The sequence below is a fragment of the Halomonas cupida genome (assembly GCF_900142755.1).
Lineage (GTDB): Bacteria > Pseudomonadota > Gammaproteobacteria > Pseudomonadales > Halomonadaceae > Halomonas > Halomonas cupida.
Window position 1 is genome coordinate 794,311 of record NZ_FRCA01000001.1, and the last position, 13,748, is coordinate 808,058.

Sequence of the window (13,748 nt, forward strand, 5' to 3'; positions counted from 1 at the left end):
GCTGGGTCAGTCACGCTGATGAGGTACAGCGAGTCTGAATAACGTTGTCATTGAACCGAGACGGTTCCGACAGAGCCTTCAACTTGATTGCCAGGTTCGAGGTGTCGCTCTCGGCGAGTAGTACAGAAAGAGCGATTCGAGCCTTTCGTGCATTGAGGTCCCGAACGGGAATGGCACCAGCCTGTTCCAGACTGGCCAGGCTGCCGGCAAACTCGTAACTCTGATGGACCGGGCCAGCAAGGCAACTACTGACCACGACTATCACCACCTGCAGGGCTCGGGCTTGGCTGATGATATCCACCCAGGTGGGAGGGACATGGCCACGCCCTAGTCCCTCGATGACGATGCCGCAAGCACCACCGGAAATGGATGCCTGGATGAGGTCCGGGCTGGCATCGAGATAGGCCGTCACAATGTCGACCCGGGGCATGGCTTGAACCGGTTGGAGGGGCAGGACTGGTGCCGAGCCTGGTTGGTTGAGAAGGCATACGTCATCTCCATCCACGTAACCCAGTGGGCCGGTTGTGGGTGAGGCAAAGCCGTGTAGTTGATAGCTTGAGACCTTGCGTGCATGGCGAGCTGCAAGAAGTGTCTGATTGAATACCACCAGCACGCCCAATCCTCGTGTGGCAGGAATGGCGGCTACTCGTATGGCATCGGCGATATTGCAGAATGCATCGGTGCCTGCCTGGTGTGGCGGACGCTGGGAGCCGGTTACCACCACCGGCAACTTTCGGGGAAGGGTAAGGTCGAGGAACCAGGCCGTATCCTCCAGAGTGTCGGTGCCGTGGGTGATGACGATTGCCGAGACATTGCCCTCCTGGATGAGCTCGAGGCAGTGCTGGCGCAGCATCGATAGGTCATCAAGCGTAATGGCGTTACTGGGCTTCTGTAGTACTGAATGCACTTCCACGCAGGAAGCCAGGTGCTCGGGCAGGCTGGCGCGTGACAGCAGGTCCGCACCTGCAAGAGCACCGGAAAGACTACGGCCGGAGACATCCCGCTCGCTGGCGATCGTACCGCCGGTGGTCATGACGACGATTCGGGGGGCTGGCATTCAGGAGATCCATTATTGTTGTGGATGGGGATTGTCGTGATGGATAGCCAAGGTGATCAGACATCTGATGTCTGATGTCTGATGTCATGTGACATGCTAGACTCGAATCCGTTGGAGCGCCAGGCTCCGCAAATGAAAAGCACGATAAGGTCAACGGGAAAGCCCTTGCCATGGAGCAGGCGAGAACCTGATTTCCAGCGATATTTCCAATGCCTTGCTGACATTCGCGCAAGCCTTGACCGTACCAGTAGAACGCCAGCCAAGGACGCCGCCCATGGAGCCATTCGGGGAATCGATTGACCGTAGTTCCGTTGCCCTGCAGTTGCTTGAACGTATCAAAAGCGCACTGATCAGCGGGGAGCTTCAACCAGGCGATTATCTGCCTTCAGAAACGGAGTTGACTCATACACTGGGTATCGGCAAGTCCAGTGTCCGTGAAGCGATCAAGATGCTGCAGGCTATCGGTATCGTGGAAGTGAAACGCGGGCAGGGTACCGTCATTCGCAAGGAGCCAGGCGATCCTCTGGTGGATCCCATGGCTTTCGGCATGATTCTCGCGCGTGGCATGACTCGTGATGTGCTTGAATTCCGCATGATGTTTGAACCGGCTTACACCATCCAGGCCATGAATAATGCCACTGAGGAAGACCACCGGTGTATTCAGGCGGCTATTGATGCCATGGGTGAGGCCATCAAACGAGGTGAGCAGACGTCAAGACACGACGCAACCTTCCACCGCTCGATTCTGAAGGCCACTCACAACCCCATGACCATCCGGGTCGGAGAAACCCTGATCCAATTGGTCGAGGCGGGACTGGAGACCTCCATGCGTACCTTGCCCAAGGTCGCGCTCAAGGATCACAAGGCCATTTACGCGGCTTTCTGCGCCAGAGATGAAGAGGCGGTCAAGGCTGCGATCAAGGTCAGTAGCGAGAGCTGGGAAACCAATCTGACCTATGTGGAGTAGAAGAGCGGTCTGACGCCGGGGCAAGGACGGAGCAACATCGCTCACTCATGCTCGAGAATGTTGAGCAGCTTGCCGAATGGATCGCGGACGTAGAACCGGCGTACTCCCCAGGGCTCGCTCACTGGCCCATACTCGATGGGGACGGCGTGTTTCTCGATTCTGGCCAGGGCTTCGTCCAGGTCGTCGACTTCGATCGATAGATCCGGTACCGGGGTACCGGAGCCCCCTTCGGTGCCGAAACTGATCTGCACCGTCATCTGCTCGCCGGAGCCATAGGTCTGGAACCAGCCATGGTTCATGATCAGCTCCATGCCCAGAATATCCCGATAGAAGGCAGCTGCCTTGTCGAGGTTCTCGGTCCGGATATTGGCCATGATGCGCTTGACCTTCATTTCATGCCTCCCATGGTTCATCTCGCGGGTTCTGAGCCCATCTTCAATCTGATAGCGCTCAAATCTGTCTGGACTGTAGAACTGTCAGGTGATTGTTGTTCCCCGAGAGCACCTGCGTAGGGACCTTTCTCGAATGATCGGTAACAGAGGAAGGGGGGGCTGCGTACGCCTATTGAAGTTTCTTGACCACCGTCCCATCCGGCTCCAGCGGTTCGCCATCACTCGTTTTCGGGGCCATGAAGGGCACGGGCTGTCCTGTCGACCTGTCGATGAGTGTGGAGTGCGGTTCTCCGCGCTCGAACAAGTGCTGTTCGCCCCATTGACGTAGTGCCACAACGAGTGGGAAGAGACGTTCTCCTCGGGCTGTCAGTACGTATTCCTGGTAGGCAGTACCGTCCGATGCCGGCCGAGTGGTCAGGATTTCCGCTTCAACCAGACGACGCAGGCGCTCAGCGAGAATGTTGCGTGCTGCGCCCAGACTGCGTTGGAAGTCGCCGAATCGACTCACACCATCGAAAGCATCTCGAACGATGAGCAAGGACCAGCGGTCTCCGATGACGTCAATGGAGCGCGCTACAGGACAGGTTTCGGTGCTCGCGGACTTCCGAGAGGGCATGACACTCTCCTTTGACGACATTGTGCAACTCACGTGGTTGCATTTTAAAACCAGGGTGCTTACCATCCAATTGGTTTTTATTTGAAACTAGTCTCTGTTCAAAACTGCCCGTTCAAGACTGTCTGCTCATAACTGCCCGTTCAAGACTGTCTGCTCAAAGCGGTCTTTTCAGAACTGTCTGCTCGAAACTGTCTGGTCTGGAGGGTTGTCATGAAAGATTCCCCGGGGTTACCTGCATCGCTGTGTGGCGACAGCGAGTCTGTCGCGTGCTCGGGGACTCCCCGCGGCCTGGTGCTGCTGTTTTCCGCTGCCAGTGGAGCTAGCGTTGCCAATGTTTATTACGCTCAGCCACTGCTGGACGCGTTGGCGCGAGATTTCGGGATCAGTCATGCCGCTGTTGGTGGCGTGATCACTGCCACTCAAGTGGGATGTGCTCTGGCCTTGCTGCTGCTTGTGCCACTGGGTGACCGAATGAATCGTCGCCGGCTGATGGTGTTCCAGCTGATGGCGTTGGTGGTGGCATTGGGTGTCGTGGCACTGGCGCAATCCACCACGGTACTGCTGGCGGGGATGCTCGGAGTAGGCCTGCTTGGTACTGCAATGACACAAGGTTTGATCGCCTATGCGGCCAGTGCGTCGGCACCGCATGAACAGGGACGTGTGGTTGGTGCTGCACAGGGTGGCGTTTTCATTGGCCTGTTACTGGCTCGTGTGTTCGCCGGTGGGGTAAGCGATCTTGTGGGGTGGCGGGGTGTATACCTGTGTTCTTCGGCAATGATGTTGGCGCTTTCGTTGCCTCTGTGGCACCGGTTGCCGGCGCTGAAGCCCGCATCAGGGTCTATGAGCTATTCCCGCTTGATTGTCTCGATGCTGGAGTTGCTGCGGGAAGAGCGGGTGTTGCAGATTCGTGGTGTGCTGGCCTTGCTGATGTTCGCTGCGTTCAATGTCTTCTGGAGTGCTCTGGTGTTGCCTCTTGGCGCGCCACCATATGAGTTCTCCCATACCGTCATTGGCGCCTTCGGATTGGCAGGAGTTGTGGGGGCGTTGGCGGCTGCCCGCGCCGGAGAATGGGCTGATCGTGGACTTGGCCAGCGCACCAGTGCAGTTGCGCTGGTGTTGCTGCTGTTTTCCTGGTGGCCAATATCACTGCTGGAAGAGTCGCTATGGGCACTGCTGGTCGGGATCGTATTGCTGGACCTGGGAGGCCAGGCACTTCATGTCACCAATCAGAGCATGGTCTTTCACACTCGACCGGAGGCACATGGTCGCCTGGTGGGCTTGTACATGCTGTTCTACTCAATCGGGAGCGGCCTGGGGGCCATCAGCACGACGGCTGTCTATGCCCATGCTGGCTGGCCCGCTGTCTGTGCTCTGGGAGCGTCTTTCAGTCTGTTGGCCCTATTGTTCTGGGCTGCGACGCGACGTTACATGCCGGGCGAGAGGGCGTCTGTTTAACCGCCGAATCAGGGACTGTGGGCTATTACGTGTTCTCCGCACCGCCATTGATGAATGAATAGAGCTCCACATCATCGCGCTGTTGCCAGCCCATTTCCGCCCAGAAGCGCTTGCCCACCTCATTGGTGTTCAGAATCATCACATGGGATTTGAGTATGCCGACTCGGGCGAGGGCGGCCAGGCAGCGTTCCACCAGGGCAGAAGCAATACCGGCACGTCGTTGTGACTGCGAGACGGCGAGATGCTGTATATAGCCTCGCTTGCCGTCATGGCCCGCCATGATGGTGCCGACAATGACGCCATCCACCTCCGCGACAAGGCTCAGACCGGGATTGCGTTCCAGGTACCTGGCGATGCCTTCGGGGGAATCCGCATCGCGCAGACGAACCCCCTCGAGCTCCATCCATAGGTTCAAGGCACCATCGTAGTCATCCATTGTCATCTCGCGGTAGATCATGGGGGCATCCGTACCGTTTTGCTGGAGGTGGGGGATGGGCAGCAATAGCCTGGTGGAGAACCTGTCGTCAAGAACTGCACGCGACCAGACGTTCACGACGAGTGTTGCTCATGTAGATCAGGCACAGTGCACTGGCCAGCAGGATGATTGCCATGATTCGTGGACCATCCAGTGGCAGACGAGCATTTCCCAGCCAACCGAAGTGGTCAATCATCAGGCTCATCAACATCTGTCCCGAGATGACGGCCACAGTGGCTGCGGCAGTCCCGACGCGGGGAATGGCGAACACAATAGCGAGCATATAGATCACGCCAAACAGAGCACCAGTGAGCTGCCACTTGGGGACGCTGAACAGTGTTGCCTCGTGGTGCGGTTCGAAGAAGAACACCAGCAGAAAGGTGACTACGGCACCCATGGAGAAGGTCAGCCAGGCGCTGGTCAGCACGCCAACCGTGGAGCCGAGGCGTCCGTTGACGGATGACTGGGCGGCAAGCACAGCGCCGCCCAGCAGCAGAAGTGGATACATCAGGGTCAGAAGCATCGAAATTCTCCTTATGGGGATTCAGTAGATAAGCCACAGTGCTGCCAGAATCAGCACCAGCGCACCGACCCGGTAGCTATCGACAGCCCGCCGCTCGCTACCCAGCCAGCCGAAGTGATCGATGACCAGGCTGGCAGCGACCTGGCCACAGAGGATGCCCACCATCGTCATGCCTACGCCGACCAGGGGGGTGGTGACGGTCAGTACCACGACGTAAACCGGCCCGAGCAGGCCGCCAGTCAACAGCCAGCGGGGCTGGTTGAACAGGATGGAGATCGAGGGGCGGGCAACGAAGACCATGGCCAGCGACAGCAACAGAGCTCCCACCAGAAAAATCGACAAGGTCGCCGACAAGTGGCCGACCTGTTCTCCCAGGGGCCCCAGAAGGCCGGCTTCAACCGACAGGCCCATGCCGGCGCACAGCACCAGTATCAAGATCGTGAGTTGTGGCATGTCTGCCTCCGCTTCAGGAAAGCCGACATCCTGGATTTGTGCTGTAATTGGCACAATACCGATATAAAGCAAAGGTGTGTTGTCTTGTGAGCAATGATGTGCAGCTATTGTCGCTGCGGCTTCTTGTCCGAGTGGCCCATTCCGGCAGTTTTACTGCAGCGGCGCACGACTTCGATCTTCCTCCATCTTCGGTGTCGCGCCGCATCTCGGCATTGGAGCAGACGCTTGGCCAGCGCTTGCTGTATCGGCATTCTCGTGCCGTCAGGTTGACCGAGGTAGGGCAACGTTATCTCAGCCAGGTAAGCGAGGCCCTGACTCTGCTGGATATGGCTGCCGACGAAGTCTCCGGGACAGCAAGCGGTCCTCGCGGTGTATTGCGGATCAATGCGCCGGTAGCGTATGGCCGCAAGCACATCGCTCCGTTACTGGAAGCCTTTCAGTCCAGGTACCCTGAGCTGGAGGTTGAGCTGACGCTGACCGATGCGTTTGTCGATCCAGTACAGGAAGGGGCCGATATGGTGGTACGTATCGGCATGCTGGAGGATTCGAGTCTGGTGGCACGAGAGTTGTCGCCGCAGCGCTTCGTGATTGCGGCGTCCCCAGGATATCTGGCCCGATACGGGACGCCCGAACGCCCCGAAGACCTCGCGGATCATAACTGCCTGGTCTACAAGGGCACTCGGGGAAAGCAGCCCTGGTACGTACGTCGCGAAAGTCACGAGGCATTCCGGGCTATCGAGGTGCATGGCAACCTGCGCAGCAACAACGCCGAGAGTCTGATTGAAGCTGCAATCAACGACCAGGGCGTGGTGCTCTTTCCCACATGGCTGTTGCAGGACGCATTGAATGAGCGAATATTGGTACCGATGCTGGAAGGATGGCAGGCTGCCAACCAACCACGCATCGACGGTATTCACCTCATCTTTCCGGAGAACCGGCTGCGCTCTTCCAAGGTAGGCGCCTTTGTCGACTACCTGCTGGCCCATCACCTCAACTAGGTCGACTGGCTCGCGAAAGTACTCCCTTTTGGGAACCATCCAGAGCTCCAAGATTGTCGCCAAGGGGAAGAGGCTGACTTGGTAGGAGAGAGAGGTTCGTATACTGGATTTAGCTATAAATAGTGTATAGATGTTCTGGTAAAGCATTTGACCTTCCTACGATCAGATAAATTTTTGTCGCGGGAAGAGTGAGTTCATAGCGAAAGATGGATAACAAGCCGAGCCGTGAACCGGCACCGGCCTGCGTGAGACTATATGTTGTTCAGGTGGTATGGCATGGGTTGCAGCAGTAATAGCAACCGTTGATTCTAGTGCCGGGGTGCTGCTGTTTTGCATAGGAAACCGCATCATGGCATGTGGCGTGGGCGCCTAGGTTAATCTGATTCTGAAGTTCTGGCATGTAAGAACAACGGGCTGTAGTGCTGTGAACCTCATGGTCGCCATTGGATTGAGCATTTTTATTGATAATGAATGCCTGCATTTCTATTTTCCTTATGTCATAGGTCTTGTTGTATCGCAATGCGCCGATAAGCGTTATGGGCGCATCTGCTGCTCTCCCTCGCTAACATCTCCCTGTGTCTCTTTTAGCAGACAATATGATTTTTGTGCAGAATCGAGCTGGTAATTTATTTGTTGAATTATTTGTGGTTTTGTGATTTTTGGTGGTTTTGTGGCAGTCCCATCCAGGCAGGACGGGGCGGTTTAGAGCTGTCGGATGCCGTAGTCCAAGGTGTGAGGGCCGAGTAGAGAGCTTGGTATTGGCGCGTCTTGGGCGGGGAGGGAAATTCAACGCACCAAGCTTTTTTGGCGTGCGGGCTTCGCTCTACAAGTTGCCTGAGTAGGTGGAAAGCTGCTGCGTGGGGCGAAGCCTTCCGGCCGCGTCTGTCAGTGCCCGAGCCAGTATGGTGGCAGGGGAGTCGCGGCGTTCGTCCTTGCGCAGGGCGACCTGCCAGTCGATATACAGGCCTTTCCTGGTCGCTCTTGCCATACGCAGGCTCTTGTCGTGCTGCCAGGGTTCCAGTACCCAGGTGGGCATGATGGTGATACCGACTCCCGCGCGAACGAATTCCACGACCGCTTCTGTGACGCCGGCGCGGATCACCCTCGGTGGCAGCAGTTGGTAGTGACTGAACAACTGTTCGTATTCCCGGCCAGGTCCTGGATTGGTGTGGTAGGTGATATAGGTGCTGTCGGCGATCTCTTCCGGCGATAGCCATTCCCGATCTGCCAGGGGGTGACTGTCGGGCATTACTACCACCATCTCGTCGCGGAACAGCTTCTGGGTGCGAAAGCCGCTCTTGATCGGTGTACCCGAGATGATCGACAGGTCGATGCTGCCGTTGCGTAGTGCGGTGTAAGGATCCATCGAGACATCCGGAATGATCTCGACGCTGATGCTCGGCTGTTCGGCCATGAACCCTTTCAGAAAGCGGGGCAACCAGTGGTAGCTGCCGTAGGCCTCGTTGCCGATTCTCACCACGTGCTCGATGCCGACCGATAGCTTGTTGATGTCGTTCTCTGCCCGTTCCAACTCCCCCAGCACCACCTTCGCTGATTGCAGCAGCCTTTTGCCGGCGCTGGTCGGGATCAGCTTCTTGTGCTTGCGATAGAACAGCTCGGTATTGAGCAGTCGCTCGGCCTCACGGATGCGGTGACTCAACGCCGACTGGGTGAGTCCGATCTGGCTGGCAGCCTCCGAGACGCTGCCGGTGGTGGCAATAGCCAGGATCATCTGTAGGTGGCGAGTGCTGATACGAGCGTGCATTGAGTATGTATAAAATTAATTGATATTGGGATTTTTATGAAATTTACACGCTAAAAACTGCTGCGTAAACTTTGAGTTAGTCGATAACTTAGCCAATAACAACAATGGTGGTGAATGATGACAGGCCAAGGTAGACAACAGGTCAATCTTGATGACGAGAAGGTCCACTGGGACCAGGACATGAGCTATGGCCAGTACCTCTCGCTGGAGCCGCTGCTGGCCTGCCAGAAGACGGTGTCGGGTGAGCACGACGAGATGCTGTTCATCGTCATCCATCAGGTGTCCGAACTGTGGATGAAGCTCTGCCTGCACGAGGCCTATGGCGCGGTCGACCATATTCGCCAGGATCACCTGCGTCCGGCGTTCAAGATGTTGACCCGGGTGGCGCGAATCCAGGAGCAGATGATTCAGGCCTGGGAAGTGCTGGTGACGATGACGCCGGCCGATTACGCCAGTTTTCGCGACCAGCTCGGCCAGAGCTCGGGCTTTCAGTCGTACCAGTATCGCGAGCTGGAGTTCCTGCTCGGCAACAAGAATGCGCGCATGATCGAAGCGCACCGAGGCCATCCGCAACACTACGAATATCTGCAATCGGTGTTGAAGGCGCCGAGTCTCTACGATGTCACGTTGCAGCTCCTCAGTAAGCGCGGCTTTGCGATTCCCGACAGTCACCTGAAGCGCGACTGGGCTGAACCCTACGTTGCCAGTCCCGAGGTCGAGGCAGCCTGGTCGGAGATCTATCACCACACCGACAGGCACTGGGACCTCTATGAGCTGGCGGAAAAGCTGGTCGATATCGAGTTCAACTTCCAGCGCTGGCGATTCAATCATATGAAAACCGTCGAGCGAATCATCGGCTACCGCCGCGGTACCGGTGGCACTGCCGGCGTGAACTATCTGGTCAAGGCACTGGACCTGCAGTTCTTCCCGGAACTGTGGTCCGTGCGAACGTCCATCTGAGGATCTGTCATGAGTCGCATCTGGGATATTTCACAGACGCTACGCCAGGGCTTGCCGGTGTGGCCCGGCGATACGCCTTTCGATTCCTCGCCGCACTGGGTGATGGATGACAACTGTCCGGTCAATGTCGGGCGCTTCCAGCTCTCGGCCCATTCCGGCACTCACGCTGACGCACCGCTGCACTATGACGGTTCCGGTCAGGCCATTGCCGAGGTGCCGCTTGAGGCCTACATCGGACCTTGTGTGTTGCTCGACGTTGTTTCGACCTCAGGGCGGGTAGAACCCGAGGACATCATCGACCAGTTGCCGGAGCGGGTGGAGCGCGTCCTGCTGCGGACTACTGCGCAGTTCCCGCATGACGCCTGGGTCGAGGATTTCACCACTGTCTCGGCTGATGCCATCGAGCTCATGGCCTCTCGTGGTGCTCGACTGATCGGTACCGATAGCCCATCGCTGGATCCGCAGCAATCGAAGACGCTTGACGCGCACCGGGCGGTGAACCGCAATCGCATGGCGATTCTCGAAGGCCTGGTGCTGGAAGGGGTGCCCGCGGGCACCTACGAATTGATCGCACCGCCACTGAAACTGGATAACCTCGACGCCTCACCTGTACGAGCCCTGCTGAGGAGCATTGGATAATGGACACATTGACGCGCGACGTTTTCGTCGAGTTGGACCGGCAGGACTCTCTGGCCGGATTTCGGAATCAGTTCGAGCTTCCGGCTGGGCATATCTACCTCAACGGCAATTCCCTCGGTGTACTACCGAAAGCCGCAAAGGCGCGAGCCCGTGAGGTGGTCGATCAGGAGTGGGGACAGGGGCTGATTCGCAGTTGGAACAGCGCCGACTGGATCAATCTGCCGCGGCGAGTGGGTGACAGGATCGCCGGGCTGATCGGCGCGGAGGCGGGCGAGGTCGCCGTGGCTGATTCCACGTCGGTCAACCTTTTCAAGCTGGCGGCAGCGGCGGTAAAGCTGCGTCCTGGCCGCAGCAGGATTCTATCGGAGCCGGGCAACTTTCCCACCGACCTCTATATCCTGCAGGGGCTCGAGACGTTCCTCGACGGCAAGGTGCAACTGAACACGGTCGATCGCGATGAGATACTCGCGGCGATGGATGAAGACACGGTCCTCGTCGTGCTGACTCATGTTCATTACAAGAGTGGTGCGCTGTTTGATATGGCAGCAATCACTCGACGTGCCCACGAGGTAGGGGCCCTGGTGCTCTGGGACCTGAGCCACAGCACCGGTGCCGTGCCGGTGGCGCTGAACGAGGCCAACGTCGATTTCGCCATCGGCTGTGGCTACAAGTACCTCAATGGTGGCCCCGGCGCACCAGGCTTCCTGTTCGTTGCCGAGCGCCACCAGGCCGAGTTGCAACAGCCACTCAGCGGTTGGTTTGGCCATGCAAATCCGTTTGCGATGCGTGATGATTATGAGCCTGCCGAGGGCATCAAGCGCATGCTTTGCGGCACGACGCCGGTACTCGGAGCCAGCCTGCTCGAGGTGGGCGTGGACATCATGGCGTCGGCTGATATGAGCTTGATCCGCGACAAGTCGCTCAGAATGGGCGAGCTCTTCATCGAGCTGGCGGGGCAGCGCCTCTCCGAGTATGGCTTTGGCATTGCCTCGTCAAAAGACCCAGCACAGCGAGGTAGTCAGGTCTCGCTGACCCATGAACAGGGTTATTCCATCATGCAGGCGCTGATTTCGCGCCACATCATCGGCGACTTCCGCGCGCCGGATATCCTTCGTTTCGGCTTCGCGCCCCTCTACGTCCGCTACGTCGATCTCTGGGATTGCGTCGAGGCCATGGCCGAGATCATGGCGAATGGTGAGTGGGATCGCGCTGAGTACAGAAAACGTACCGCCGTCACCTGAACCGCCGTCAGCTGAAGAAAGGGGCTGGCGGACCGGGATCCCCGGTTGCCTCGAGGTATCTGGATGGTTTTCAGGATGGTGCCTGTCGCGGATCAAGGCAGGGCTGATGACATCGGGCGGTATCTGGCTGTTGAGTCTGGGGTCGGTCTTCTCGTTCAACATCTGGCAACAGCATCAGGTATTCGGCAAGAACTTCCTTGAAGTGCTGGATTATCTCACCAGTGGTTGGGTCATGCCGCTGAGCGGTCTGGCGATGGCTGTGTTCACCGGCTGGGTGATGAGCCACGCGGCGACTCGTGACGAACTCGGCGATGGCCTCGGTTATCGGATCTGGTGTCTGCTGATTCGCTATGTGGTACCGGTGGGTATCGTGGCCATCTTCCTTCACGCCATCGGAGTGCCGGGGTAAGCAACAGGGGTAGGTGTTGGATCGGGCCGCCTTGATAGTGGCGGCCTGTCTTTATATCGCTCTGGTCGACGACTTTGACGAGATGCTTACAACGCCTTCTTCAATGTAGTTCTCATGCGGGATCAATGGTCAGGAGCAACCGCTTTTGCCCGCTGGAGAGCTCGGGACTGCGGTGAACCAGAGCGTGTTCCTCGTTGCCGACCCAGCCACTGCCCTTGAGTAGGGCGATATCACCCGGTTGGAGTCGTTGGATAGCGCCCCGGTCAGCCAGAATCTCGGGCTTGTCTGCTCCTGGAGCTCCCAACCCAGCGCGGTTGACGGCGGATTCCGGTAACCACTCGCTGCCGGGCCCGGAGTAGGTTGTAACCAGACGCACGGGAAGGTTGTCGCAGTGGAAGCGCGGACACATTGCCGCGTCCAACAATCGTAGGCGTATCCCGACGGTATCGGTATCAAAGAGATAGGCCATAGCTTCTGCCAACAGCTGAATATCCTCGACCAGCGGCTCTGCGGCCTTTGGAACTGGCAGCTTGCGGACCAGGTCAGCGCGTAGTTCGTCATCCGGCTTCCCGAGCCAGGAAAGTTGCCATGCGCGCTCCACCTGGCACTGAGCCTGAATGCTGATCCTCAAGGAGGCGGACAGATTTCGGTGCATTACAGCGAGGTTGATGTTGTCGTCGAAGATCCGCGGCAGCACCGAGATTTCGCTACCTGTGGCCCAATGTGAGGCGCGGTTTTCGCTGTGACTGGTCCTGGACGAAGGCGAGAGTGTGGGCATCGGCACCAATGGAGCTCCATTGTGATAAAAATGTTATGTTATAACGTACATTCTGATCTATGTGAAGCGCCGTGGTGAACTCGGTTGCTGACTGTGCCCCCACCTCTCTCGGGTTCCCTCCAGCCCCCTTGGGCGCTTCGGGACGAATGAAACTATCCGGAAAGTATCCTGCTCACCAGTTTGGGAATTTTCCTGATGGGTTTGAGGATGCTTCCGATGAGGGGTGTTTTCGTCCTGTGCAATGATGCAGGAGGGATGAAATATGATGAATCTCTATATGTAAGCATCTTGCTGTCCTGCCTGTTATGTGTCGTTGCAGGTTTGCATGGAGAGTTCGTCTTACCATGAGGTGATACATGCTCGATAGAAAAGTACCGCGCATATTGATCATCGATAGGCACCCTGTCGTCTTCGAGGGATTGTCGCTATATTTGTCATCCCTTGAATATATGGTTCTAGGGGGTGTGACAAATACAAGAGAGGCGAGAGAATGTATAGGAGCTCAGGCCCCAGATGTGGTGATTCTTGATATCGATCTTGTTGATGGGGACGGGATCGATCTGGTTCACGGTTTTTCGGAAAGTAGAGACCGCCCCGATTTTCTGGTGTTCAGTGCCCAGCCGACAAAGTACTATGCGATTCGTAGTCTGGCGGCCGGAGCATCCGGCTTTGTCAGCAAGAGCGACGATATTTCAAAAGTTGCTCAAGCACTGGCGGCTATCGGTGATGGCTACTCATATTTTCCAGAGGGCACCCGGAGGCATGGTAAGAATATCCTGTCGGATCAGCAGATGATTGAAGCGCTGACTGATAGAGAAATCGCCGCCTTCAAGGTGTTTGCACAAGAGGGTGGTAGGCAACATGCACAGGATGCTTCGGGTGCCAGTAGACGTAGTTTCAGTGCTGTAAAACCAATTCTTTACAGGAAGCTTGGTGTGTCCAGTGTAGTTGAGCTGGTTGATCTGGCCAGACGTAATGGGTTTCATGATCCCCGTCCCCTGTCGCTATACCGAGTTTCCG

16 protein-coding genes and 1 pseudogene are annotated in these 13,748 nt (G+C 57.3%); 8 read left to right on the forward strand and 9 right to left on the reverse strand.

Annotation, left to right across the window (positions count from 1 at the left end):
• Nucleotides 1-10 precede the first annotated feature (10 nt).
• Complete coding sequence (locus tag BUE38_RS03405) at nt 11-1,057, reverse strand: asparaginase (RefSeq protein WP_073433579.1); 1,047 nt, start codon at nt 1,055-1,057, stop codon at nt 11-13.
• Between the two features lie 274 nt (nt 1,058-1,331).
• Between BUE38_RS03405 and BUE38_RS03410 the strand changes: the two genes are divergently transcribed.
• Nucleotides 1,332-2,024: a FadR/GntR family transcriptional regulator gene (locus BUE38_RS03410; RefSeq protein ID WP_073433580.1), complete on the forward strand. Its 693-nt coding sequence runs from the start codon at nt 1,332-1,334 to the stop codon at nt 2,022-2,024.
• A 41-nt stretch (nt 2,025-2,065) separates the two neighbouring features.
• Here BUE38_RS03410 and BUE38_RS03415 read toward each other — a convergent pair whose 3' ends face one another.
• Both BUE38_RS03415 and BUE38_RS03420 read right to left on the reverse strand, forming a co-directional pair.
• Nucleotides 2,066-2,416: a VOC family protein gene (locus tag BUE38_RS03415; protein WP_073433581.1), complete on the reverse strand. Its 351-nt coding sequence runs from the start codon at nt 2,414-2,416 to the stop codon at nt 2,066-2,068.
• Between the two features lie 169 nt (nt 2,417-2,585).
• Nucleotides 2,586-3,032 (reverse strand): winged helix-turn-helix transcriptional regulator, encoded by a 447-nt coding sequence (locus tag BUE38_RS03420; protein WP_073433582.1) that lies wholly within the window; start codon nt 3,030-3,032, stop codon nt 2,586-2,588.
• Nucleotides 3,033-3,242: 210 nt separating this feature from the next.
• Here BUE38_RS03420 and BUE38_RS03425 point away from each other — a divergent pair, with 210 nt between their 5' ends.
• The gene (locus BUE38_RS03425) at nt 3,243-4,487 is read left to right on the forward strand and encodes an MFS transporter (protein ID WP_084541683.1); all 1,245 of its coding nucleotides are present in this window, start codon (nt 3,243-3,245) and stop codon (nt 4,485-4,487) included.
• Between the two features lie 25 nt (nt 4,488-4,512).
• Here the strand turns inward: BUE38_RS03425 and BUE38_RS03430 are convergent, their stop codons facing one another.
• From BUE38_RS03430 to BUE38_RS03440, 3 genes are all read right to left on the reverse strand, one after another.
• Complete coding sequence (locus BUE38_RS03430) at nt 4,513-4,944, reverse strand: GNAT family N-acetyltransferase (protein ID WP_073433583.1); 432 nt, start codon at nt 4,942-4,944, stop codon at nt 4,513-4,515.
• Between the two features lie 67 nt (nt 4,945-5,011).
• The gene (locus BUE38_RS03435) at nt 5,012-5,485 is read right to left on the reverse strand and encodes a DMT family transporter (RefSeq protein ID WP_073433584.1); all 474 of its coding nucleotides are present in this window, start codon (nt 5,483-5,485) and stop codon (nt 5,012-5,014) included.
• A 21-nt stretch (nt 5,486-5,506) separates the two neighbouring features.
• Complete coding sequence (locus BUE38_RS03440) at nt 5,507-5,938, reverse strand: DMT family transporter (RefSeq protein ID WP_073433585.1); 432 nt, start codon at nt 5,936-5,938, stop codon at nt 5,507-5,509.
• Nucleotides 5,939-6,024: 86 nt separating this feature from the next.
• On the opposite strand from BUE38_RS03440, the gene BUE38_RS03445 reads away from it, so the two are divergent.
• Nucleotides 6,025-6,936 carry a LysR family transcriptional regulator gene (locus tag BUE38_RS03445; protein WP_073433586.1) on the forward strand — a complete coding sequence of 304 codons (912 nt, stop codon included), beginning with the start codon at nt 6,025-6,027 and terminating at the stop codon, nt 6,934-6,936.
• 823 nt (nt 6,937-7,759) lie between these two features.
• Here BUE38_RS03445 and BUE38_RS03455 read toward each other — a convergent pair.
• Nucleotides 7,760-8,701 (reverse strand): LysR family transcriptional regulator, encoded by a 942-nt coding sequence (locus tag BUE38_RS03455; RefSeq protein WP_234986748.1) that lies wholly within the window; start codon nt 8,699-8,701, stop codon nt 7,760-7,762.
• A gap of 114 nt (nt 8,702-8,815) precedes the next feature.
• Between BUE38_RS03455 and kynA the strand changes: the two genes are divergently transcribed.
• From kynA to BUE38_RS03475, 4 genes are all read left to right on the forward strand, one after another.
• On the forward strand, nt 8,816-9,661 hold the full coding sequence (gene kynA, locus BUE38_RS03460) for a tryptophan 2,3-dioxygenase (protein ID WP_371860367.1): 846 nt from the start codon (nt 8,816-8,818) through the stop codon (nt 9,659-9,661).
• 9 nt (nt 9,662-9,670) lie between these two features.
• Entirely contained in the window at nt 9,671-10,300 is a 630-nt protein-coding gene (kynB, locus tag BUE38_RS03465) for an arylformamidase (protein ID WP_073433589.1), read from the forward strand.
• Nucleotides 10,300-11,541 (forward strand): kynureninase, encoded by a 1,242-nt coding sequence (gene kynU / locus BUE38_RS03470; RefSeq protein WP_073433590.1) that lies wholly within the window; start codon nt 10,300-10,302, stop codon nt 11,539-11,541. The genes kynB and kynU overlap by 1 nt, the downstream gene beginning before the upstream one ends.
• A 106-nt stretch (nt 11,542-11,647) precedes the next feature.
• A complete protein-coding gene (locus BUE38_RS03475; protein WP_174788022.1) occupies nt 11,648-11,950 on the forward strand; it encodes an SLC5/6 family protein in 303 nt (100 codons plus the stop codon).
• Between the two features lie 112 nt (nt 11,951-12,062).
• On the opposite strand, the gene BUE38_RS03480 is transcribed toward BUE38_RS03475, so the two are convergent.
• On the reverse strand, nt 12,063-12,728 hold the full coding sequence (locus BUE38_RS03480) for a DUF1826 domain-containing protein (protein ID WP_073433591.1): 666 nt from the start codon (nt 12,726-12,728) through the stop codon (nt 12,063-12,065).
• Between the two features lie 356 nt (nt 12,729-13,084).
• Here BUE38_RS03480 and BUE38_RS23450 point away from each other — a divergent pair.
• Nucleotides 13,085-13,429, forward strand: a pseudogene (locus BUE38_RS23450) (response regulator); the annotation flags it as partial.
• A 33-nt stretch (nt 13,430-13,462) separates the two neighbouring features.
• On the opposite strand, the gene BUE38_RS23075 reads toward BUE38_RS23450, so the two are convergent.
• The gene (locus tag BUE38_RS23075) at nt 13,463-13,714 is read right to left on the reverse strand and encodes a hypothetical protein (protein WP_073433592.1); all 252 of its coding nucleotides are present in this window, start codon (nt 13,712-13,714) and stop codon (nt 13,463-13,465) included.
• Nucleotides 13,715-13,748: the final 34 nt, after the last annotated feature.

Coding starts and splice junctions, on each gene's coding strand:
- BUE38_RS03435 (WP_073433584.1), bottom strand. CDS start 5,485: ATGCTTCTGACCCTGATGTATCCACTTCTGCTGCTGGGCGGCGCTGTG.
- BUE38_RS03425 (WP_084541683.1), top strand. CDS start 3,243: ATGAAAGATTCCCCGGGGTTACCTGCATCGCTGTGTGGCGACAGCGAG.
- BUE38_RS03410 (WP_073433580.1), top strand. CDS start 1,332: ATGGAGCCATTCGGGGAATCGATTGACCGTAGTTCCGTTGCCCTGCAG.
- BUE38_RS03475 (WP_174788022.1), top strand. CDS start 11,648: ATGACATCGGGCGGTATCTGGCTGTTGAGTCTGGGGTCGGTCTTCTCG.
- BUE38_RS03440 (WP_073433585.1), bottom strand. CDS start 5,938: ATGCCACAACTCACGATCTTGATACTGGTGCTGTGCGCCGGCATGGGC.
- BUE38_RS03415 (WP_073433581.1), bottom strand. CDS start 2,416: ATGAAGGTCAAGCGCATCATGGCCAATATCCGGACCGAGAACCTCGAC.
- BUE38_RS03480 (WP_073433591.1), bottom strand. CDS start 12,728: ATGCCCACACTCTCGCCTTCGTCCAGGACCAGTCACAGCGAAAACCGC.
- BUE38_RS03420 (WP_073433582.1), bottom strand. CDS start 3,032: ATGCCCTCTCGGAAGTCCGCGAGCACCGAAACCTGTCCTGTAGCGCGC.
- BUE38_RS03455 (WP_234986748.1), bottom strand. CDS start 8,701: ATGCACGCTCGTATCAGCACTCGCCACCTACAGATGATCCTGGCTATT.
- BUE38_RS03430 (WP_073433583.1), bottom strand. CDS start 4,944: ATGATCTACCGCGAGATGACAATGGATGACTACGATGGTGCCTTGAAC.
- BUE38_RS03405 (WP_073433579.1), bottom strand. CDS start 1,057: ATGCCAGCCCCCCGAATCGTCGTCATGACCACCGGCGGTACGATCGCC.
- kynU (WP_073433590.1), top strand. CDS start 10,300: ATGGACACATTGACGCGCGACGTTTTCGTCGAGTTGGACCGGCAGGAC.
- kynB (WP_073433589.1), top strand. CDS start 9,671: ATGAGTCGCATCTGGGATATTTCACAGACGCTACGCCAGGGCTTGCCG.
- kynA (WP_371860367.1), top strand. CDS start 8,816: ATGATGACAGGCCAAGGTAGACAACAGGTCAATCTTGATGACGAGAAG.
- BUE38_RS23075 (WP_073433592.1), bottom strand. CDS start 13,714: ATGAAACCCATTACGTCTGGCCAGATCAACCAGCTCAACTACACTGGA.